This is a genomic window from Pseudonocardia humida, from assembly GCF_023898865.1.
Lineage (GTDB): Bacteria > Actinomycetota > Actinomycetes > Mycobacteriales > Pseudonocardiaceae > Pseudonocardia > Pseudonocardia humida.
Window position 1 is genome coordinate 124364 of the sequence record NZ_JAGSOV010000037.1, and the last position, 18833, is coordinate 143196.

At 73.2% G+C, this 18833-nt stretch carries 23 protein-coding genes; 11 read left to right on the forward strand and 12 right to left on the reverse strand.

The genetic code is table 11. From position 1 onward, the window contains the following. Nucleotides 1-6: 6 nt before the first annotated feature. Nucleotides 7-108 carry a mycofactocin precursor MftA gene (gene mftA / locus KDL28_RS17580; RefSeq protein WP_214403288.1) on the reverse strand — a complete coding sequence of 34 codons (102 nt, stop codon included), beginning with the start codon at nt 106-108 and terminating at the stop codon, nt 7-9. 1026 nt (nt 109-1134) lie between these two features. Between mftA and KDL28_RS17585 the strand changes: the two genes are divergently transcribed. Both KDL28_RS17585 and KDL28_RS17590 read left to right on the forward strand, forming a co-directional pair. Further along, nucleotides 1135-2262 (forward strand): GNAT family N-acetyltransferase, encoded by a 1128-nt coding sequence (locus tag KDL28_RS17585; protein ID WP_252439932.1) that lies wholly within the window; start codon nt 1135-1137, stop codon nt 2260-2262. Between the two features lie 314 nt (nt 2263-2576). After that, complete coding sequence (locus KDL28_RS17590) at nt 2577-4022, forward strand: ankyrin repeat domain-containing protein (RefSeq protein ID WP_252439934.1); 1446 nt, start codon at nt 2577-2579, stop codon at nt 4020-4022. Nucleotides 4023-4032: 10 nt separating this feature from the next. Here KDL28_RS17590 and KDL28_RS17595 read toward each other — a convergent pair whose 3' ends face one another. After that, nucleotides 4033-4575 (reverse strand): hypothetical protein, encoded by a 543-nt coding sequence (locus KDL28_RS17595; protein ID WP_252439936.1) that lies wholly within the window; start codon nt 4573-4575, stop codon nt 4033-4035. 206 nt (nt 4576-4781) lie between these two features. Between KDL28_RS17595 and KDL28_RS17600 the strand changes: the two genes are divergently transcribed. Then, a complete protein-coding gene (locus KDL28_RS17600) occupies nt 4782-5495 on the forward strand; it encodes a TetR/AcrR family transcriptional regulator (protein WP_252439938.1) in 714 nt (237 codons plus the stop codon). Nucleotides 5496-5521: 26 nt separating this feature from the next. Next, nucleotides 5522-6187, forward strand: a complete 666-nt coding sequence (locus KDL28_RS17605) for an NmrA family NAD(P)-binding protein (protein ID WP_252439940.1) — start codon at nt 5522-5524, stop codon at nt 6185-6187. Between the two features lie 76 nt (nt 6188-6263). Here KDL28_RS17605 and KDL28_RS17610 read toward each other — a convergent pair whose 3' ends face one another. The 4 genes from KDL28_RS17610 to KDL28_RS17625 are packed head-to-tail and all read right to left on the reverse strand — an operon-like array spanning nt 6264 to nt 9392. Then, the gene (locus KDL28_RS17610; protein ID WP_252439942.1) at nt 6264-6605 is read right to left on the reverse strand and encodes a TetR-like C-terminal domain-containing protein; all 342 of its coding nucleotides are present in this window, start codon (nt 6603-6605) and stop codon (nt 6264-6266) included. After that, nucleotides 6602-7384: a CPBP family intramembrane glutamic endopeptidase gene (locus tag KDL28_RS17615; RefSeq protein ID WP_252439944.1), complete on the reverse strand. Its 783-nt coding sequence runs from the start codon at nt 7382-7384 to the stop codon at nt 6602-6604. The genes KDL28_RS17610 and KDL28_RS17615 overlap by 4 nt, the downstream gene beginning before the upstream one ends. A gap of 60 nt (nt 7385-7444) precedes the next feature. After that, the gene (locus KDL28_RS17620) at nt 7445-8131 is read right to left on the reverse strand and encodes a response regulator (protein ID WP_252439946.1); all 687 of its coding nucleotides are present in this window, start codon (nt 8129-8131) and stop codon (nt 7445-7447) included. Further along, the gene (locus tag KDL28_RS17625; RefSeq protein ID WP_252439948.1) at nt 8124-9392 is read right to left on the reverse strand and encodes a sensor histidine kinase; all 1269 of its coding nucleotides are present in this window, start codon (nt 9390-9392) and stop codon (nt 8124-8126) included. Before KDL28_RS17625 ends, KDL28_RS17620 begins: the two co-directional genes overlap by 8 nt. Here KDL28_RS17625 and KDL28_RS17630 point away from each other — a divergent pair. Further along, the gene (locus KDL28_RS17630) at nt 9391-10395 is read left to right on the forward strand and encodes an RNA polymerase subunit sigma-70 (protein ID WP_252439950.1); all 1005 of its coding nucleotides are present in this window, start codon (nt 9391-9393) and stop codon (nt 10393-10395) included. The two genes, KDL28_RS17625 and KDL28_RS17630, sit on opposite strands and share 2 nt — an antisense overlap. Nucleotides 10396-10495: 100 nt before the next feature. On the opposite strand, the gene KDL28_RS17635 is transcribed toward KDL28_RS17630, so the two are convergent. Both KDL28_RS17635 and KDL28_RS17640 read right to left on the reverse strand, forming a co-directional pair. Continuing rightward, entirely contained in the window at nt 10496-11062 is a 567-nt protein-coding gene (locus tag KDL28_RS17635) for a dihydrofolate reductase family protein (RefSeq protein ID WP_252439952.1), read from the reverse strand. Nucleotides 11063-11202: 140 nt separating this feature from the next. Beyond that, nucleotides 11203-11793 (reverse strand): TetR/AcrR family transcriptional regulator, encoded by a 591-nt coding sequence (locus KDL28_RS17640; protein WP_252439954.1) that lies wholly within the window; start codon nt 11791-11793, stop codon nt 11203-11205. A 163-nt stretch (nt 11794-11956) separates the two neighbouring features. On the opposite strand from KDL28_RS17640, the gene KDL28_RS17645 reads away from it, so the two are divergent. Beyond that, a complete protein-coding gene (locus KDL28_RS17645; RefSeq protein ID WP_252439956.1) occupies nt 11957-12637 on the forward strand; it encodes a dihydrofolate reductase family protein in 681 nt (226 codons plus the stop codon). Here the strand turns inward: KDL28_RS17645 and KDL28_RS17650 are convergent. Beyond that, nucleotides 12573-13202 carry an NAD(P)H-dependent oxidoreductase gene (locus tag KDL28_RS17650; RefSeq protein ID WP_252439958.1) on the reverse strand — a complete coding sequence of 210 codons (630 nt, stop codon included), beginning with the start codon at nt 13200-13202 and terminating at the stop codon, nt 12573-12575. The two genes, KDL28_RS17645 and KDL28_RS17650, sit on opposite strands and share 65 nt — an antisense overlap. Next, complete coding sequence (locus KDL28_RS17655) at nt 13199-14377, reverse strand: LLM class flavin-dependent oxidoreductase (protein ID WP_252439960.1); 1179 nt, start codon at nt 14375-14377, stop codon at nt 13199-13201. The genes KDL28_RS17650 and KDL28_RS17655 overlap by 4 nt, the downstream gene beginning before the upstream one ends. Between KDL28_RS17655 and KDL28_RS17660 the strand changes: the two genes are divergently transcribed. The 4 genes from KDL28_RS17660 (at nt 14376) to KDL28_RS17675 (ending at nt 16880) form a co-directional block, all read left to right on the forward strand. Then, nucleotides 14376-14828, forward strand: a complete 453-nt coding sequence (locus tag KDL28_RS17660; protein WP_252439962.1) for a MarR family winged helix-turn-helix transcriptional regulator — start codon at nt 14376-14378, stop codon at nt 14826-14828. The two genes, KDL28_RS17655 and KDL28_RS17660, sit on opposite strands and share 2 nt — an antisense overlap. A 272-nt stretch (nt 14829-15100) precedes the next feature. Next, entirely contained in the window at nt 15101-16108 is a 1008-nt protein-coding gene (locus tag KDL28_RS17665; protein WP_252439964.1) for an NAD(P)-dependent alcohol dehydrogenase, read from the forward strand. An 82-nt stretch (nt 16109-16190) separates the two neighbouring features. Further along, complete coding sequence (locus KDL28_RS17670) at nt 16191-16640, forward strand: hypothetical protein (protein ID WP_252439966.1); 450 nt, start codon at nt 16191-16193, stop codon at nt 16638-16640. Nucleotides 16641-16646: 6 nt separating this feature from the next. Next, nucleotides 16647-16880, forward strand: a complete 234-nt coding sequence (locus tag KDL28_RS17675; RefSeq protein WP_252439968.1) for a helix-turn-helix transcriptional regulator — start codon at nt 16647-16649, stop codon at nt 16878-16880. 28 nt (nt 16881-16908) lie between these two features. Here KDL28_RS17675 and map read toward each other — a convergent pair whose 3' ends face one another. Further along, nucleotides 16909-17703, reverse strand: a complete 795-nt coding sequence (map, locus tag KDL28_RS17680) for a type I methionyl aminopeptidase (protein WP_252440116.1) — start codon at nt 17701-17703, stop codon at nt 16909-16911. An 81-nt stretch (nt 17704-17784) separates the two neighbouring features. Between map and KDL28_RS17685 the strand changes: the two genes are divergently transcribed. Beyond that, nucleotides 17785-18051, forward strand: a complete 267-nt coding sequence (locus KDL28_RS17685) for a helix-turn-helix transcriptional regulator (RefSeq protein ID WP_252439970.1) — start codon at nt 17785-17787, stop codon at nt 18049-18051. Between the two features lie 44 nt (nt 18052-18095). On the opposite strand, the gene KDL28_RS17690 is transcribed toward KDL28_RS17685, so the two are convergent. Continuing rightward, nucleotides 18096-18725, reverse strand: a complete 630-nt coding sequence (locus KDL28_RS17690; protein ID WP_252440117.1) for a CGNR zinc finger domain-containing protein — start codon at nt 18723-18725, stop codon at nt 18096-18098. Nucleotides 18726-18833: the final 108 nt, after the last annotated feature.

Consider the following 18833-nt stretch of genomic DNA (forward strand, 5'->3'; position numbering starts at 1 on the left):
GCCGGGTCAGTAGACGCCGCACATGCCGTCGATCGAGACCTCCTCGACCAGGGTCTCCTCGACGACCGGCTCCGCGGGCGCGGACTGGTTCTGCGGGGTGGCGGCCATAAGCGACTCCTCACGTCGGCTGCGCGAACCCCCCGACGCTAAATGGCACCGGGTGCCAGATACAAGACTCCCCCGCCGCCGCGCTCGTCCGAACCCGCCCGACCGGAGGGGCGGCGGCCGGTCGTGGACGGCCGACCCGCGAGGCGGACGCACTCCCGTCCCGCGCAGCGGGACGAAACGACTCTCGTCCACCGCGCACACCTAGCCGCCGCCGCGCACACGTCACGACATGTGCGCGGTGGCCACACGGTGCGCGCGGTGCCCTGAGACCCCGCCGGACACCAGCCATCTCTGCCCCCGCCGGTCCCCCGGAGAAGTGCCCCCTGCTCGAGCCGAGGCCCGCCGGAGGCGCTCTTCACCCTCTCTTCGACGCGCTCTTCTCCTTGGAGCGCACGGGCGCGGACGCCCTCACTGGGCAGGAACGTTGCCGGGCGGCGTGCCCAGCCTCGGACGAGCGGCGTGGATCACTGGCGGGGTGGAGAGCGCCTCCGGCGGCACCTACGCGGCGGGCGACCTCAGATCGAGCAGGGGTCCGGAGAGGAGTGGCGCTGCGCGCCGCATCGCCTGGCTCGCCTCACGGCGCTGCGCGCCGCATCGGTCGAGCGGGAGTGGCTTTCGCCCGGCCTGGCTGGACGAGAGTCACTTTCGCCCAGCCAGGGGGACGAGAGTGGCTTTCGTCCCGCTGCGCCGGACGAGAGCGACTCTCGTTGCGTCTGGCGGGTCGAGAGCCACTCTCGTCCTGACCGGAGCGAGCGAATGGTGCGGTGGGCCCGTGTGGTTGGGCGAGTGCGCCACTCGCTCCGGTGCGCGGTGCGCGAGAGGGCCGGGCCGCTCGGGGCGGGGCGGCGCTCGGCGATCCAATGTGGATCGATGCGGAAGCGCCCCGCCAGGCGGGACGAGAGTTGCTCTCGTCCCACCCGGTCGGACGAAAGTCGCTCTCGTGCGCGGGTCGGGGCGGGTGGCCGTCGAGGAGCGGGGCGGGGGCCGAGGGCTCATCGATCGGGGTGGGGTGGGGATGATCTGCGGGTGTCCGAACCGCTGCTGCACCTGGTGACGATCGAGCAGTGGCGGGCCGCCGTCGCCGCGGGTGTGCTGGCTCCGCCGTCGCTCGCCCAGGTCGGGTTCGTGCACCTGTCGACGCCCGAGCAGGTCCACCTGCCGGCGAGCCGGATGTTCCCCGGCCGGCCCGACTTGTGGTTGCTGGTGCTCGACCCCGACCGGCTCGGTGTCGAGGTCCGCTACGAGCCGGGGTTGCCGACCGATCCCGCGTCGATGCTCTTCCCGCACGCCTACGGATCGATCCCGTTGGGTGCGGTGACGGCCGTGCTCCCCTACCGGCCCGGTCCCGACGGGCGCTTCGAGCCGCCGCGGCTGCCCCGCCAGTCGCCTGCCGGGCGGTTGAGCACGCTGGAGCCGTCGCTGCTGCGTCGCGCGGCCACCCAGGAGCTGCCCGTCGTCGGCGGCACCGCGGTGCTCACCGACGCCTACCCGGCCTCCTACCAGCACAACGCGCTGCTGATCGACGGCGAGGTCGACACCGCGCAGGTGATCGCCGAGACCGACCGGGTGCTCGGCGGAGCCGGACTGCGGCACCGGCGCGCACGGCTCGCCGGCGACCACCTGGCCACCACCGCGGCCGGGCTGGCCCGGCGCGGGTGGGCGGTGGAGCAGCTGATCGGGATGGCCGCGCCGGTCGGGGAGCCGATCGAGCCCGTCCCCGGTGCGGGGTGGGCCGAGCAGGTGGCCCGGGTGCGGTTGACCTCGTTCTGGGCGGCGAACTGGCGGCGCACCCACCCGGGCATCACCGCCCCCGAGATCGCCCAGCTGGCCGCCCGGTACTCGGCCGAGGAACCCGTGGTCGACCTGCGCTACCTGGCGGTGTTCGCGCGGTTCGTGCCGGTGGCGGCGTGCGTGCTCAAGATCGACGGCGGGACCGCGCTCATCGACGCCGTGGCCACCGACCCGGCCCACCGCCGCCGCGGGCACGGCGACGCGCTGCTGCGCACGGCCCGGGCCCTGGCCGCCGCGGCCGGCTGCGACCTGCTGGTCCTGCAGGCCGAGGCCGACGGCTGGCCCCGGCAGTGGTACGCCCGCCGCGGCTTCACCGAGGTCACCCGGTCCTGGGAGGCCACCCGCGTCCTCCCCGCCCTCTGACCCCCTCACCACGGTTCAGGAAAGCCACGATGCTGCCCGCACAGGGCAGCATCGTGGCTTTCCTGAACTCCGGGGCGGCGGTGGGAGGGAACTCTGCGCGGCGGTGAGGCGGGCCGAGCGGGACGCGTCCCACTCCCTCGACCCGGGTGGCTGGTCAGCGGCGCGGCCGGGCGGTAGCGTCGGCGCCGGCGCGCAGGTCGCCCCCGGTCCGCGGGAAGGGCGCAGCCCACCTGTCGCAGGTCAGCACGGCCGCACCGGTTCTCCCGTCCGGCCCGCGCATGCGGACGCCCGGGCTCACGGACCGGAGGCCCGCCATGCCGATGCTGCACTTCCCCGAGGACCCGAGCCTCGAGCACCTCCGCGGGCAGGCCCGCGCGCTGCTGCGCAAGGTGCGGGCCGGCGACGAGCAGGCCGTCACGCTGCTCGCCGAGCACCACCCGCGCGCGCCTGCCGCCCCGCGGCTGGCCGACGCCCAGCTCGCGCTGGCCCGCGCCTACGGCTTCACCAGCTGGCCCGACCTGCGCCGCCACCTCGACGCGGTGGCCGCGCGCACCCGCTCGCCGCACAAGGTCCCCGCCCCCGACGGCACCGCGCCCGACCCGGCCACCGAGCTGCTGCGGCTGGGCTGCCTGCGCTACGGCGGCGACAGCCTGCTCGACCACGCCCGCGCCACCGCGATGCTGGCCGCCGACCCGGCGCTGGGCGGCGCGTCGATCCACGCCGCGGCCGCCACCGGCGACCTGCCCGCCACCGAACGGCTGCTGGCCGCCGACCCCGCCGCGGCCACGCGGTCCGGCGGGCCGTTCGACTGGGTGCCGCTGCTGTACCTGGCCTACTCCCGGATCGACGCGCCCGGCGCCGACCCGCTCGGGGTCGCCCGGCTGCTGCTGCGCCACGGCGCCGACCCGGACTCGGGCTACCTGTGGGGCGGCATCTGCGCGTTCACCGCGCTCACCGGGGCGTTCGGCGGCGGCGAGGACGGCGCCAACCAACCTCCGCACCGGCACGCCGCGGCGCTGGCCCGGCTGCTGCTGGAGGCGGGCGCCGACCCGAACGACGCCCAGGCCCTCTACAACCGCCAGTTCGGCCCGGACGACGCCCACCTGCGGCTGCTGATCGAGTTCGGGCTCGGCCGCGAGGGCGGCGGTCCCTGGCACGCCCTGCTGCGCGCGCAGGGCGCGCCGCGGGCGCTGCTGGAGGACCAGCTGTCGGTCGCCGCCGAGCACGACCGGCCGGAGTGGGCCCGGCTGGCGCTGGACGCCGGCGCCCACCCGGACGGCCTGGGCACCCGCCACCCGATCAGGCACGGCGCGACCCCGTACCGGCTGGCGATCGCGCGCGGCAACCTGCGCGTCGCGGAGTTGCTGCGGGCGGCGGGCGCGACCGTGCCGCCCACCGATCCCGTCGACGACCTGCTCACGGCGCTCCTGGCCGGAAACCGGGCGACCGCGCTGGCCGCCGACGCGCCGCTTCTGGCGGCGGCCAGGGCCCGTCGCCCGGACGCCGTGCGGACCGCCGCCGAGGTCGGCAGGCGCGAGGCCGTGCGGCTGCTCGCGGAGCTCGGCTTCGACCTGCACCCGGCGGGCGACGCCACCCCGCTGCACCAGGCCGCTCACGCCGGGGACGCGGCGATGGTCGACCTGCTGCTGGAGCTGGGCGCCGACCCTGCCCGCCGCGACACCCGGTTCGACGCCACCCCGCTGGACTGGGCCGAGCACAACCACCAGGACGCCACCGCGGCCCTCCTGCGCGGTCGCTGACCCGCGGCGCTCACACCGCCGGGCTGTCCACCAGGTGCTCGTCCCGGAGGTCGCGCAGCATCCGCTCGCACGTCGGGAGGAACCAGCGCGGGGCGACGTCGGCGGGGACGGTGCCGCGGAACTCCAGGACCCAGCCGACCGCCTCCCGGGCCCGGCCCACCCGCGCCGCCATCACGCTCATCAGCCGCAGGGCGTGCGTCGCGGCGCGGAGGTCCCAGCCGCGGAACACCTCGAACGCCGCCGTGGCGGCGGCCAGCGCGCGCTCGTGGGCGTGCGGGACGTCGGGCGACCACCGCTCGATGAGATCGGCGACGTGGTAGCTGGTCTCGGCGCGCTCCCAGCGCAGCCAGCGGGCGGCCTCGCGCGGCACCCCGTGCGGCTCGGGCAGCGCGGCCAGGGCCCGTTCCATCGTGCGCAGCGCGGCCCCGGCCCGCTCCGCCATCGGCAGGGCGCCCTCGGGGTCGTACAGCTCGTCGTCCTCGACCATCGCCCACGCGTCCCGGCGCAGGGAGTGCACCCGGTCGCGCAGTCCGGCCAGCTCGCGCTCGTCCATCCGGCCCTCCTCTACCGCGCGAGAAGCCTACGTCGACCCCCGACCGGCGTATCCGCCGACTCCAGACGGTCGCCGGCGACACCCGGACGAGGGTCGCCGCCGACGGGAATCCGACTCCGACCCCGTTCCCCAACCATCGGCGAGGGGGTAGTGTGTACGCCGTGACCAGATAACTCTTTCTAGTCACGGTGTACGGGGAGGCGCGCGTGTCACCGAGGGGCCGGGCGGACGTCGACGGGGCGGCGATCCTCGCCGCCGCCGCCGAGCTGCTGCTGGAACGCGGCTACGACCGCACCACCCTCGACGACGTGGCGAGGGCAGCCGGGGTGTCGAAGAGCACGCTCTACCAGCGCTGGGGCGCCCGCGAAGCGCTGTTCGTCGCCGTGCTGCGCCACCAGCGCGCCGCCATGCACCGCCACGTCCTCGACGAGATCAACGGCGTCGAGGGGGTGGTCGACCTGCGTGCCCTGTTCGCCGCGCAGGTGCGCGCCTACCAGCGGCACCGGCTGATGACCGCCCTGCTGCTGAACGACCGCGAGGTGCTGGGCAGGCTGCTGGCCCCCCTGGTGCGCGACGGCGCGGAGCGCGACCGGATGCCCCGCGACGGCACCCTCTCCCTGATCGTCCGGTTGCAGGCGGCCGGCCTGGTCCGCGCCGACCGCACCCTGCCCGAGGTGGTCGCCGTGCTCAGCTCGGTCTTCCACGGCCATTTCCTAACCGCGCCGCTGATCACCGGGCCGCTGCGGCTGCCCGACGACGAGGCACCCGCCCTGCTCGCCGACGTCATGCAGCAGGCCCTCGCCCGACCCGACCCGCTCGACCCGACCGCGACCGCCGCGCTGGACGCGGCGATCCGCGACCACGTGACCGCCGCCGTCGCCGGTGACGACGCGGTGACTACTTCGACTACGACTCGCTGACGCGCGCCTTCGCGGGCGTCGAGAAGGTGCTGCTGGTTCCCACCCATGCCTTCACCGACCGCAGCACCCAGCACGCCAACGTGATCGCCGCAGCGGAGGAGGCCGGCGTCAAGCACCTCGTCTACACGCCGATCATCCGCAAGGCTGGCTCTGAGTTCGAGCTGCCGCAGGTCACCGAGCCCGACACCTTCACCATCAAGGCGCTGGAGGCATCGGACCTTCGGTCCACGATCCTCGGCCATCCGCCGTACATCGAGAGCTTGCAGGGCTACATCGGAGACAACGCGTTCGAGTCCGGCGTTCGCGTCCCGGCCGGAGACGGCAAGGTCGCTTCGGCGTCGCGTGAGGACCTCGCCGAGGCCCAGGCCGTGGTCCTGACCGACCCCGGTCACGAGGGCAAGACCTACGCCCTGCACGGAGCTCCGGCGGTCTCGTTCTCCGATGTCGCCGAGATCCTCTCGGAGATTCGCGGCACCGCCGTCCACTACGTGCCGCTGTCGGACGAGGAGTACCTCGAGCACATCGTCGCCGGCGGTCTGCCGGGACCCGTCGCCGAGTTCGTGCTGAGCTGGGTACACGCCATCAACGGCGGCGAATGGGACGACCAGCCCGGTGACCTCGAGAGGCTGTTGGGCCGCGAGCCCACCACGATCGCCGAGTTCCTGCGCGACTACCCCGCCACCGCGCAATAGCGTCCATGCCACGCGAGATGAGAACCCACAGCGGCGGCGGTCGGGTCGCCGCGGCGGGTCGAGCGCCGCGGCACCGCTACCGGGTGAGCAGGCCGATCTGTCGGTAGAGCGTCTCGAGGTAGCGGCGCATCCCGCCGGCGTCGAGGTCGTCGGGCTGCATGAGCCGGTAGAGCGCGGCCCCGGCCATCGTGTCCATGAGCACGTCGAGGTCGGTGTCCGCGGGGAGCGCGCCGGAGTCGCGGGCGCGTCCGAGCAGGGCGCGGGTGGCCTCCCGCCGCGGCTGCACGTGCGACCGCCAGTAGGTGTCCATGATCGACGGGTGGCTCCGGCTCGTCCCCAGCACACGCGCGACCAGGGCACGGAACCGGGGATCGGCGCTGACGCGGCACTTCAGCCGGTCCTCCCGCCAGCTGGTCACCTCGCCGTCCCGGTGGCGCTGCCGGGTGGCGAGACGAAGCGCAGCAGCGCCAGCGCGATCAGTGCGTGGAGGGCGACGTACGCGAGCGCCACCGCGATCGAGTCCAGCGGCACCAGCACGATCGCCATGTTGAGGACGAGGTGCAGGAGCACGGCCGCGGGCACGCCGCCGCGCAGCCGTTCGCTCACGTACAGCAGACCCACCGACTGCAGCACCAGCACGACGAAGAAGCCGAGCGCCTGCACGGTGAACAGCCCCATCGCGTGCTGCAGGATGCCGACCACGAAGAACAGGGGCACGTGCCAGAGCGCCCAGAACAGGCCGAGGACGAACGGCGTGCGGCGGGCGGACGTCGTGCGGCGCAGCAGCGGCTGGAGGTACCCGCGCCATCCGAACTCCTCGGCCAGGGGGCCGGTGAGCAGCGCGAGCCCGACGTAGGGCAGCCACCCGCCGGTCCGGGCCGCCGCGTCGGCGAACAGGCCCGGGTCCAGTCCGGTGCCACCGAACAGCGGGGCCAGCACCGCGGCGCCGACCGCGGGAGCGAGCCCGATCAGCACCGCCGCGGGCAGCCAGCGCGTGGCGGTGGACAGCCGGGCCTGCCGCGTGCCGGGCCGGCCGGTGAGCGCGAGCGACCAGGCGACCAGCGTCGGACCGCAGAACGCGACGGTGTGGAGGCCGTAGACGAACGGATCGGAGATGTCGCCGCCGAGAGCGAGGGCGACGGCCCACAGGGCCCAGCTGAGTCCGTAGGTGAGTGCCAGGAACACGCGGGGCGACATGGCGTGAGCCTCTCGGCGGGGCCGCTCATCGCGGATCACCGTCGGGGATGGTCCTCCGGCTCACTCGTGAGGATGACGTCCCGGCACGACCAGCCCCGACTCGTACGCGAAGACGACCGCCTGCACCCGATCGCGCAGCTCGAGCTTGGTCAGCACCTTGCTGATGTGGGTCTTGACGGTGTTCTCGGTGACGTGCAGCCGGGTCGCGATCTCCGCGTTCGAGAGCCCCTGCGTGATCAGCCGCAACGTGTCCGTCTCGCGTGCGGTCAGTGACGCCAGCGCGGTCACCAGGTGCCCGGCGGGTCCCGGAGCCGGGGTGTCGCGTCCCACCATGTCCGCGATCAGCCGGCGGGTGACGCTGGGAGCCAGCAGCGCCTCACCCGCGGCGACCGTCCGGACGGCGTTGACCAGCTCGGCCCGGCGCATGTTCTTGAGCAGGAAGCCGCTGGCCCCGGCGTGGAGCGCGTCGTAGACGTACTCGTCCAGGTCGAACGTGGTCAGCATCAGCACTCGGGCGTCGGTGGCGGCGCAGATCTCGGCGGTGGCTTCGATCCCGCTCCTGTTCGGCATGCGCACGTCCATCAACACCACCTGCGGACGCAGCGCGAGAGCGGCCCGGATCGCCTCCTCCCCGTCGCCGGCCTCCCCGACGACCGTCATGTCGGGCTGCGCGTCCAGGATCACGCAGAACCCGTCGCGTACCAGCGCCTGGTCGTCGGCGACGAGCACGCGGAGCTGCTCACCCATCGGCGGCATCGAGGGGGAAGGTGGCGGTGACGACGAATCCGGGGGCGGTCGGCGGACTTCCCGCGCTGAACCGGCCGGCGCACGCCGTGACCAGCTCACGCATGCCGATCAGGCCGTGGCCGCCCGTTCCTCCGCCGTCGCCCCGGCCGTCGTCGGCGATCTCCAGCCGCAGCCGCGCCGGCGACCAGTCGAGCCCGATCCGCACGGCGGCGTGCCGCACCGCGTTGGTCAAGGACTCCTGCACCACCCGGTACGTCGCGACGGCGACCTCGGGCACGACCGTCCGCGGCTCGCCGTGCTCGACGACCGTGACGGTCAGACCCGCGCCGCGGGCCCGTTCGACCAGCGCGGGGATGGCCGCCAGATCCGGCGGCGGGGCGTGGTCGCCGAGCCCGGCGCGCAGGACGCCGAGCGTGCGGCGCAACTGGGCGAGCGTGTCGTGCGCGGTCTCGGAGATCGCGTCGAAAGCCCGGCCGGCCCGATCCGGATCCTGGCGCACGAGCAGCGGACCGGCCTCCGCCTGCACGGCGATGAGGCTGATCGAGTGAGCCAGGATGTCGTGCATGTCGCGGGCGATGGCCTCTCGTTCACGGGCGGCGGCCGCTTCGCGTTCCTCGGTGTGGCGCAACGCGCGCTCCTCCAGCAGCGCGATCCGGTCGCGGCGCGCCTGGGCGCCGACGCCGAGCGCGAACGCCGTCAGGAACACCCCGCCCGAAGTGAGCAGCGACCCTGGCGCCTTGTCCAGGGTCTGCTGCGTGTAGAGGACACCCGCGGCGGTGAGGACCCCCACGACGAAGCGGGCCGCATCCGGGCTGTGCGCGGCGACCGTGTAGGTCGCGACGATCTGACCGTAGGGCCAGTCCACGTTCGCGGCCGCCGCCATCAGCCCGATCGAGCCGACGCCGCACACCAGCGCCACCGTGAAGGGGGCCCGCCGGCGCGCGGCCAGCGGAAGAGCGGACACCGCGGCACACACCACGGCGACCGGGCGGCTGTCGCTGATCACCCCCGGCCCGGCGATGGTGGCGAAGAAGCAGGCGATGCCGATCGCCGTGTCCCAGGCCGTCGGGTGCCGGGTGGTCACCCACCGTCCGATCGATCGGACTCGATCCCGCACACCGGCAGTATTCCTGGTGCGCTCGACGAACCGGTGGGAGCAGTCACCCGGAGCGACACCCAGATCGGCTCCACCGATCAGAAATCGTCCGCCACGTCGTCGGTTCCGGTAGCCCCTCGCACCGGTGGAAGGATTGACGACCATGACCGACCCCAGCCTGCTGGGCGCCGACGAGGCCACGTTCATCGCGACGGCCCGCGCTGACGATACCGCGCGGTTCGCGCTCCTGACCGAGCGCCATCGGCGTGCGTTGCAGGTGCACTGCTACCGGATGCTCGCGAACTACGACGACTCCCAGGACCTGACACAGGAGACGTTCCTGCGAGCGTGGAACAAGCGGGAGTCGTTCGATGGGCGCGCTGCGTTGCGGACCTGGCTGTACCGGATCGCGACGAACGCCTGCCTCGACTTCCTGGAGAAGCGCAACCGTCGCACGCCCGTGCCCGCCGAGCTGCCGGGCGCCGGCTCGGAGGTGCGGTACCTGCAGCCCTACCCGGACCGGATGCTCCCCGAGGACCCGCATGAATCGGCGGTGGCGCGGGAGACGATCGAGCTGGCGTTCATCGTCGCCGTCCAGCACCTGCCGCCGCGCCAGCGGGCGGCACTGATCCTTCGCGACGTCCTCGGCTGGCCGGCGGCGACGACCGCGGACGCGCTCGAGCTCAGCGTCGCATCCGTGACCAGCGCCCTGCAGCGGGCGCGCGTGACGATGCGCGAGCAGTTGCCCGACCGCCGACTCGACTGGCGCACCCCCGCTACGCACGAGCTGTCGGACGACGAACGCGCCACGGTGAAGGCGTGGGTGGACGCCCACGAGCGCAACGACCTCGATGGGCTCCTGTCCCTCATGCGCGAGGACCTGCGCTTCGCGATGCCGCCGGACCCCGGCGTCTGGGTCACCGCCGAGTCCGCGTTGGACTCCTGGGTCTCGAATGGGTTCGGCGGGCCCGGATACGACGACTGGCGCTGCATCGTCACGACCGTCAACCGCATGCCTGCGGTCGTGGAGTACCTGCGCACGCCCGACCAGCCCGTGTACCGGCTGTTCGCCATCGATGTCCTGCACATCGTCGACGGGAGGATCGCCGAGCTCACCGGATTCAACGCCGCCGACAAACCATGGCTGGGCCTGCCCCCGACACTCTGATCCAAGTCCCCATCGCCGACCGCCCCGCCGGCGTTCGCCGGCGGGGCGCGTCAGGAAGGATCTCGACCCGGGCCTCACGGGCCGGGCAGGTGGCCCGTGCTCATCGCCTCGTCTCGTACCGGGTCAGCACCACGCCGCCGGGGAACGTCCGCGTCTCCACCAGGTTCAGGTTCACCCAGCTGTCCAGCGCCGTGAAGAACGGCGTGCCGCCGCCCCCCAGGACCGGGTAGGTGGCCAGGGCGTACTCGTCGATCAGCCCGGCCCGCATGGCAGCCCCGGCGAGCGTTGCGCCGCCGATGCTCATCGGGGCGCCGTCCTCGGCCTTGAGCCGGGTGATCTCGGCGACCGCGTCGCCGGTGACCAGGCGGGTGTTCCAGTCGACCTTGTCGATCGTCGAGGAGAACACGACCTTCGGCGTGTCCCGCCAGTTCCGCGCGAACTCGATCCGCGCCGGGGTGGCGTCGGGCTGCTGGTCGCCGGTGGGCCAGTAGGAGCTCATCGCCTCCCACAGCTTGCGCCCGTACAGCGTCAGGCCGCTCGCCCGCTCCTGGTCGAGCCACCACTGGAACAGCTCGTCGCTCGGCGGCCCGCTCCAGCCGATGTCGTCGCCGGTCGTGGCGATGTAGCCGTCCAGGGTCAGGTTCATGCCGAAGATCAGTTTCCGCATCGTGCCAGCCTCCTGTGAGTCGATCTCACACGTACAGACGGGCGCGGCGCGAAGGCCTAATCGCGCGATCTGCGTCCACAGGTGGTCCTCGCGTTCCGGCGCACTCGGCTGGGCATCCCGCTCGGCGAGCAGCGGCCACGTCAGGAGCCCTGCGGCGGGTGCGGGGTCAGGAGGCGGGCGACCATCTGCTCGATCAGCTCGTCGGTGGAGTAGGGCTCGAGGACGGCGGGGATGGTGAGATCGTCCACGATCATGCCGAGCATGGCGAAGTACATGAGTGCGACGCCGGTGCGGTCCCCGGGCAGCCCGGCGTCCAGGTGGTGGTCGATGACCTCCTGGTGCTCGGCCGACAGGAAGCCGCTGAGCTCGGCGTGCAGGTCGGGGCGTCGGGTGGCTTCCTGTCGCAGCTCCAGCATGGCCAGGTTGCTGGCGCGGTCGGCGCGCATCCGGGCCAGCAGCTGACGCATCAGCTCGGTGGCCAGCTCGCGTGACGGGGCCCGCTCCATCGTCGCGGCCAGCGCCGCGGGGTCCGGGGCGAGGCGCTCCCGGGTGCGTCGCATCACCTGGCCCAGCAGCTCGTCCCGGTTGACGAAGTAGTTCGAGGCGGTGCCGACCGGCACGCCCGCCTCCTTGTCGATCGCGCGCAACGTCAGTCCGCGCGAGCCCTCCCTGGCCAGTACCTCGATGGCGGCGTCCAGGAGCGCCGTGCGCCGGGCCGGGTTCTGCCGCATGAGGAGCCTTCCCGCCGACGCGTTGACACCACTTCAGATGCAGTACTACGGTTGGTCATACCACTGCAGTCAGAGTACATCAGGCGTTCCCGTCTGATTCGGGAGGACTCGGTCGTCGGGGTCCGCCGATCGGATCGGGCCGTCCCGGGAAGGAGAGCTTCGCGTGCGAAAGCTCGTGTACTACGTCGCCACCACGCTGGACGGATTCATCGCGGGGCCGGACGGCGCCGACCCCACCGGTCCGGACGGCTTCTGGCCGATCCCCGCGGACTACGTCCGGCACCTGGCGGCGGAGTACCCCGAGACCCTGCCCGCTCCCGCCCGAGCGGCGCTGTCGGTCACCGCGGAAGGCACCCGCTTCGACACCGTCCTGGAAGGACGCCGCTCCTACGGGATCGGCCTGGCGGCCGGCATCACCGATGCCTTCCCGCACCTGCGTCACCTGGTCTTCTCCCGGACGCTCACCGAGAGCCCGGACCCGGCCGTCGAACTCGTCGCCGACGATCCCGCAGCCACGGTGCGGCAGCTCAAGCAGGAGGACGGCAAGGACATCTGGCTGATCGGCGGCGCCGAACTGGCCGGTGCCCTGTACCGCGAGATCGACCAGCTCATCCTCAAGATGGCCCCGCTGACCATCGGCGCCGGCATCCCGCTCTTCTCGCAGGAGGCCGCCTTCGATCCGCGCAGCTGGGAGCTCACCGGCCACACCGTGCTCGACAGCGGCGCGGCCTTCGTCACCTACGCGCGCCACCGGCACGACGTGAGAGGCGGGGGGACCGTCACGCGGGCGGGGTCGCCCGCCCACCGGTCGCGCGGGTCCGCAGCAGGTCCAGCACGTCGGTGAGCCCCACCTCGATCCGCCCGTAGACGCGCGGGTTGAGCAGGATCGTGCCGTCGAAGTCGCCCGCGGCCGCGAAGAACGCGACGGGCACGGTCAGCGCCTGGAAGAACGCGAACAGCGGCCGCAGGGCGTGGTCCAGGGCCAGCGTGTGGCGCTCGCTCCCGCCGGTCGCCACCAGCAGGACGAGCTTGTCGGCCAGCGCGTACTGGTCGACGAGGTCGAAGAAGTGCTTGAACATGCCCGGGTACGAGCCGCGGAACACCGGGGTCGCCGCGATCAGCAGGTCGGCCTGCTCGGCGAGCCGGAGCGCCTCCTCGACCTCGGGCGCGGTCCCGGGCGTGATGTCGTCGCGCTCGACGGCCCCGGTGAACCCGGGGCCGAGGCGGTAGACGTCGACGCGGGAGGCCTGGACGGGAACCATCCCGCCGAGCGTGTCCAGGACGGCGGCGACCAGGCCCATCGTCTTGGACGGCTCGTTCGGGCTGCCGTTGACGACGACGACGCGCAGTACGGCGCCGCCGGGCCCCGCGTCCGGTTCCGCGCCGGCGACCGGCAGGGTGGCGGTCATGCCGCCCTCCCCGACCGCGCGGCGATCTCGCGGCGCACGACCGGCGCCACCTCGGTGCCGAGCCGCTCGATCGCGTCCAGGTGGTCCTTCTGCGGCATCCCGCCGAAGCCCATCTGGATGAGGGCGCGGTCCAGGCCGTAGAGCTCGTGGTAGGCGAGCAGCTTGTCGATCATCTCCGGCGGGCTGCCGACGAGCAGGCCCGCCCCCGGGGTCGACTGCGCGTCGAAGGCGGGCCGGGACAGCCGGAACCCGGCGCCCCGCTGGTGGTTGTTGTCCAGCATGCCCTTCGCGAAGTACGGGTACATGACGTCCCTGGCCTGCCGGCTGGTGCGCCCGACGTAGCCGTGCGCGTTGATGCTGATCGGCAGCGCCGCCGGGTCGTGCCCGGCGGCCGCGGCGGCTTCCCGGTAGAGGTCGACGGTCTGCCGGTGGTGGGTCATCGGCCCGAGCAGCAGGGCGAGGGCCATGGGCAGGCCGAGCCGGCCGGTGCTGACCGCGGAGGCGGGCGATCCGCCGACGCCCACCCAGATCGGGATGGTGGCGCCGTCGGCGCGGGGTGCGATGTCGGCCTCGACCAGCGGCGCGCGGAAGCGTCCCCGCCAGGTGAGCGGGTTCTGCTCCCGGATCTCGAGCAGCAGGTCGAGCTTCTCCCGGAACAGCTCGGCGTAGTCACGCAGGTCGTAGCCGAACAGCGGGAAGGACTCGGTGTAGGAGCCGCGTCCCGCGATGATCTCCGCCCGGCCCGCCGACAGCAGGTCGATGGTCGCGAACTGCTCCCAGACCCGGACCGGGTCCTCCGAGCCGAGCACGGTGACCGAGCTGGTCAGCCGGATGTTCCTGGTCCGCTCCGCCGCGGCCGCGAGCAGGATGGTGGGTGCGGATCCGACGAAGTCGCTGCGGTGGTGCTCGCCGACCCCGAACACGTCCAGGCCCACCTCGTCGGCGAGTTCCGCCTGCTCGATCGTCTCCCGGACGCGCCGGCGCGGGGAGGAGAGCTCGCCGGTGACGGGGTTCTCGGTCACCTCTCCGAAGGTCATGATGCCGATCTCGAATGCCATCTCGGTCCCCTGTCCGTCCTCGGCGACCCCGGTGGCCGCCACGTCCGGATTAACTTGTCTGCGCAGGCAGATATTCCGGTGGTCGCCCGCGCGGGAGCGGGATACGGTGCGGGCCATGGCGACCGACGAGCTGCGCGACCTCGAGCAGCAGGCGTGGGAGGGGTTCCTCTACACCCACGAGCGGCTCTGGCGCGCGCTCGCGGCGGGGCTCGCTCCGCTGGACGTGAGCATGGCCGAGTACAGCGTGCTGAGCCTGCTCTACGAGGCCGGCCCGAAGGGCATGCGCATGTCCGACCTCGCCCAGCGCCGGCTGATGTCCACCGGCGGGTTCACCCGCCTCGCCGACCGCCTGCAGAACCGCGGGCTGATCGAACGGCGGCCGTCGGCCGTCGACGGCCGCAGCTTCGAGGCGGTCCTGACCCGGAGCGGACGGGCGCTGACGCGTCGGGCGCGCCGCCGGCACCACAGCGATCTGCGCGCGCTCTTCTTCGGCAGGCTCGACGACGACCACCTCCGCGGCCTCGCCGACATCTGGGCCCTCCTCGACCCCACCCGCGACGCTCCCTGAGTCGCAGGCCCACCCGCTGCCGCCTCGGTCGGACCAGCAGCCCGACGACCCGTCCCGTAGCACGCGGCTGCCTCGCCGTCCGCGTCGTCGCGGGTTGCCGCTCGGACCCCTGAAGTCAAACTTTATTGACTCCATGTCGGCCGAAGCATACATTCGTCCTGTCAAGCTTTCTTGACATCGAGGACGTCGACGTCGAGAGCACGCCCGCCGCGCTGCCTGGACCGCCGCGCGACCACCGGCTCCCACGCGTCCGAACACAGGAGAGGCACGCCATGTCCGAGAAGCCGGCCGGTCCCCCGGCCACCATGGCCGCGATCGTCCACCACCGGTACGGCCCGCCCGAGGTGCTCAGGTTCGAGCGGTTGCCGCGGCCGGTCCCGGCCGGCGGCGAGGTCCTCATCCGCAACCACGCGATCACCGTCAGCTCGTCGGACTGCGCCTTCCGCGCGGCCGACCCCTTCTTCGCCCGCGTCGCCACCGGGTTGATCCGCCCGCGCCGGCCCGTGCTGGGAGTCGAGGTCGCCGGCGAGGTGGCGGCCGTCGGCGAGGGCGTCACCGGGTTCGGTCCGGGGGATCGGGTGGTCGCTGTCGCGGGTGTCGCCATGGGCGGCCACGCCGAGTACACCCGCCTGCCGGCGGAGGCCGTGGTGCCGATCCCGGGCTCGCTGGCCTTCGTCGACGCCGTCGCCGTCGTCGAGGGTGGCCTCACCGCGCTGCCGTTCCTGCGCGATCACGCGAAGGTCGGTCCCGGGCAGCGGGTCCTCGTCAACGGCGCCTCGGGGGCGGTCGGAACGGCCGCCGTGCAGCTCGCGAAGCACCTCGGGGCCGACGTCACGGGGGTGTGCAGCACGGCCAACCTCGACCTCGTGCGGTCGCTGGGCGCCACGGAGGCCATCGACTACACCCGGACGGACTTCACCGGACGGCGCGAGGCGTACGACGTGGTCTTCGACGCCGTGGGGAAGAGCTCGTTCCGGCGATGCCGCCCCGCGCTGCGGCCCGGTGGCACCTACCTCACGACCGTGCCCGGACTGCCGGTGATGCTGCAGGCGCTGTGGACCCGCCGGTTCGGGAGCCACACGGCCGTGCTGGCGTTCACCGGCCTCCGGTCCGCCCGCGACAAGGCGCACGACACGGCCCTGCTCCTCGCCCTCGCCGACGCCGAGGAGATCAGGCCCGTGGTGGACCGGCGGTGGCCGCTCGCGCAGGCGGCCGACGCTCATCGCCACGTCGGCAGCGGCCGCAAGCGGGGCGTCGTCGTGCTCACGGTCGACGAGTAGCCGCAGGCCACCGCAACCCCGCGGTGACGCGGGCTCATGTACAGAGTTCTTGACACGATGTCGACGTCACCTTACCTTCGCGATGTCAAAGAACCTGGACATCGGGGGGCGGATGTCGTCCGAGGAGAAGCGGGCGTGGATCTACGCCGGGGTCGCGGTCGGCGTACCGGTGGTCTACTTCGCGGTCGTCCTCGCCCGGCTGTCCGGGACCGACGTCGCGAGCGTCTCCTACGTGGGCCCGATGCTGACCGCCGTGGGAGTGGCCATCGCGGCGGGCATCGTGCTCAACATCGTCGTCGCCATCGCCAGACCGGACGAGGCGGGTCGCAAGGACGAGCGCGACCAGCAGATCAACCGCTTCGGCGACAGCGTCGGCTTCTTCGTCATGAGCATCGGCGCCGTCGTCCCGCTGGGCCTGGCGATGGCGCGGGTCGAGCACTTCTGGATCGCCCAGGCGCTGTACCTGTCCTTCGTCCTCGCCGCGCTCGTGTCGGCGATCGCCAAGATCGTCGCCTACCGCCGGGGCATCTGAGCGGTCATGGCCAGACCCACCAAGGTCACCAACTCGATCCGGTCGCTGCGGTTCGCCCACGGCGAGATGACCCAGGCCGAACTGGCCGACCGCATCGGGATGACCCGCCAGACCGTCATCGCCATCGAGCAGGGCCGCTACTCGCCTTCGCTCGAGGTCGCCTTCCAGATCGCCAGGGTGTTCGGCGTGCCGCTGGACGAGGTGTTCCAGTACCCCGACAGCGACGCACCGCACGGCTGAGGGCGACACGCCGGGCCCTCGGCCGAGCTCACGCCGAGGTTGAGTCGGCGTGGCGCGGCAGGCGTCGGGTGAGGACCTGGGGGCCGTCCTCGGTGATCGCGATGGTGTGCTCGGAGTGGGCGGTGCGCGAGCCGTCCGCCGAGCGGATGGTCCAGCCGTCGGGGTCGAAGACGATCCGGTCGGTGGTGCGGGCGAGCCAGGGTTCGAGGGCCAGGGTCATGCCGGCCCGGAGTTGGAGGCCGCGCCCGGCGCGGCCCTTGTTGGGGACGTGGGGGTCCTCGTGCATCGTCCGCCCGAGCCCGTGGCCGCCGAAGTCGGTGTTGATCGGGTAGCCGTGGCCGGTGGCGACCGCCTCGATCGCCGCGGAGATGTCGCCGAGCCGGTTGCCCGGCCGCGCGGCCTCGATGCCGGCGGCGAGTGCCTCCTCGGTCGCGCGCAGGAGGCGCAGGTCGTCGTCGGCCGGCGTGCCCACGATGACGGTGCGGGCGGCGTCGGCGACCCAGCCGTCGATGCCGACCGCGAGGTCCATGCTGAGGACGTCGCCGTCGCGCAGCGCGTAGTCGTGGGGCAGTCCGTGCAGCACCGCGTCGTTGACCGACAGGCAGGTGACGTTGCGGAACGGGCCGTTGCCGAAGGACGGGGCGTAGTCCCAGTAGCACGACTGCGCGCCGCGCTCGCGGATCCGGTCGCGGACGTGGTGCTCCAGGTCGAGGAGGTTGACGCCCACGTCGGCCAGCTCGGCGAGCTCGGTCAGGACCTGGGCGACGAACCGCCCGGTGGTGCGCATCCGCTCGATCTCGGCCGGCGACTTCAACTCGATCACGGGTACCCTCACGTCGTGCGTCGGTATAATAATACCAGCGTAGCGCTTGCGGTATTAAAATACCAACCGTACGCTGGTGCCGTGGTCCGCAACCCGCTCACGCCCGAGCAGATCGAGGCAGGCAGGCGCCTCGGGAGGCTGCTGCGGGACGCGCGGGCCGAGCGCGATCTCGGCGACGTGGCGCGCGCGGCCGGCATGTCGCCGGAGACGCTCCGCAAGATCGAGACCGGTCGGCTCCCCAGCCCCGCGTTCGGCACGATCGCCTGCCTCAGCGAGGTTCTGGACCTCCCGCTGGACGAGCTCGCCGCCGCCTGGCGCAACGGCTCGCGGCTCGAAGCGGCGTCGTGAACCGCTCCCCCGGGTGTCGGTCGCGGCGCAGGGCAGCTGCGCGGTCAGGATGACGCCGGGCGAGCCGCGCGGGCTCCGCGGCGCCGGTCGGTGAGCCGGCGGGCCTTGGCCCGGGCGCCGCAGTCCTCCATCGAACACCAGCGCCGCGAGCCGTTGCGGCTGCGGTCGAGGAACAGCCAGCCGCAGCCGCCCTCGGTGAGCGGGCAGGCCTTGAGCTGGCGCGGGTCGAGGGTGCGCAGGAGCGTCACCGTGGCGTGGGCGAGGCGGTCCGGGACGAGCAGCTCCGGGTCGACGCCCACCCGCAGCCGGTCGCCGGTGTCCTCGACGGGCTCGAGCGAGAGCGTCGAGCGCCCCATCGCCCGTCGCCAGTGCCGGACCAGCACGTCGAGCGCGGTGCCGACGTCCTCGACCGCGCCGAGCTGCGTGAGCAGCACGGTGTAGGCCGCCTCGCGGATCTCCAGGGCCGCCGCGAGAGCGCTGGCGCCCCCGTCCGCGTCGGCCCAGGCCCGCCGCACGCGCTCGGCCTCGTCGCCGTCGAGCATCGCGACCCGCGACGCCCACCGGGCCAGGTCGTCCGGGGTGTCGAGGTGGTCGACGCCGTCGGTGCCGCCGGGTACGCGCGGCTCGACGGTGTTGACCAGGTCGAGCGCCACGTGGCCGCCCACGATGTTCATCGGTCCCACCCCTTCGATGCTACCACCATAACCGGCTTATGGCGGTTGCCAACCGCTGCGGTGCTCGCTAGCGTCAGAGCTACCACCGTAAACCGCTCATGGGGGAAT

What these genes read in the sequence shown, in the direction of transcription:
- mftA (WP_214403288.1), bottom strand. Translation starts at nt 108, where the DNA reads ATGGCCGCCACCCCGCAGAACCAGTCCGCGCCCGCGGAGCCGGTCGTC.
- KDL28_RS17590 (WP_252439934.1), top strand. Translation starts at nt 2,577, where the DNA reads ATGCCGATGCTGCACTTCCCCGAGGACCCGAGCCTCGAGCACCTCCGC.
- KDL28_RS17595 (WP_252439936.1), bottom strand. Translation starts at nt 4,575, where the DNA reads ATGGACGAGCGCGAGCTGGCCGGACTGCGCGACCGGGTGCACTCCCTG.
- KDL28_RS17615 (WP_252439944.1), bottom strand. Translation starts at nt 7,384, where the DNA reads ATGTCGCCCCGCGTGTTCCTGGCACTCACCTACGGACTCAGCTGGGCC.
- KDL28_RS17620 (WP_252439946.1), bottom strand. Translation starts at nt 8,131, where the DNA reads ATGGGTGAGCAGCTCCGCGTGCTCGTCGCCGACGACCAGGCGCTGGTA.
- KDL28_RS17630 (WP_252439950.1), top strand. Translation starts at nt 9,391, where the DNA reads ATGACCGACCCCAGCCTGCTGGGCGCCGACGAGGCCACGTTCATCGCG.
- KDL28_RS17625 (WP_252439948.1), bottom strand. Translation starts at nt 9,392, where the DNA reads ATGGTCGTCAATCCTTCCACCGGTGCGAGGGGCTACCGGAACCGACGA.
- KDL28_RS17635 (WP_252439952.1), bottom strand. Translation starts at nt 11,062, where the DNA reads ATGCGGAAACTGATCTTCGGCATGAACCTGACCCTGGACGGCTACATC.
- KDL28_RS17640 (WP_252439954.1), bottom strand. Translation starts at nt 11,793, where the DNA reads ATGCGGCAGAACCCGGCCCGGCGCACGGCGCTCCTGGACGCCGCCATC.
- KDL28_RS17650 (WP_252439958.1), bottom strand. Translation starts at nt 13,202, where the DNA reads ATGACCGCCACCCTGCCGGTCGCCGGCGCGGAACCGGACGCGGGGCCC.
- KDL28_RS17660 (WP_252439962.1), top strand. Translation starts at nt 14,376, where the DNA reads ATGGCGACCGACGAGCTGCGCGACCTCGAGCAGCAGGCGTGGGAGGGG.
- KDL28_RS17655 (WP_252439960.1), bottom strand. Translation starts at nt 14,377, where the DNA reads ATGGCCCGCACCGTATCCCGCTCCCGCGCGGGCGACCACCGGAATATC.
- KDL28_RS17665 (WP_252439964.1), top strand. Translation starts at nt 15,101, where the DNA reads ATGTCCGAGAAGCCGGCCGGTCCCCCGGCCACCATGGCCGCGATCGTC.
- KDL28_RS17670 (WP_252439966.1), top strand. Translation starts at nt 16,191, where the DNA reads ATGTCAAAGAACCTGGACATCGGGGGGCGGATGTCGTCCGAGGAGAAG.
- KDL28_RS17675 (WP_252439968.1), top strand. Translation starts at nt 16,647, where the DNA reads ATGGCCAGACCCACCAAGGTCACCAACTCGATCCGGTCGCTGCGGTTC.
- KDL28_RS17690 (WP_252440117.1), bottom strand. Translation starts at nt 18,725, where the DNA reads ATGAACATCGTGGGCGGCCACGTGGCGCTCGACCTGGTCAACACCGTC.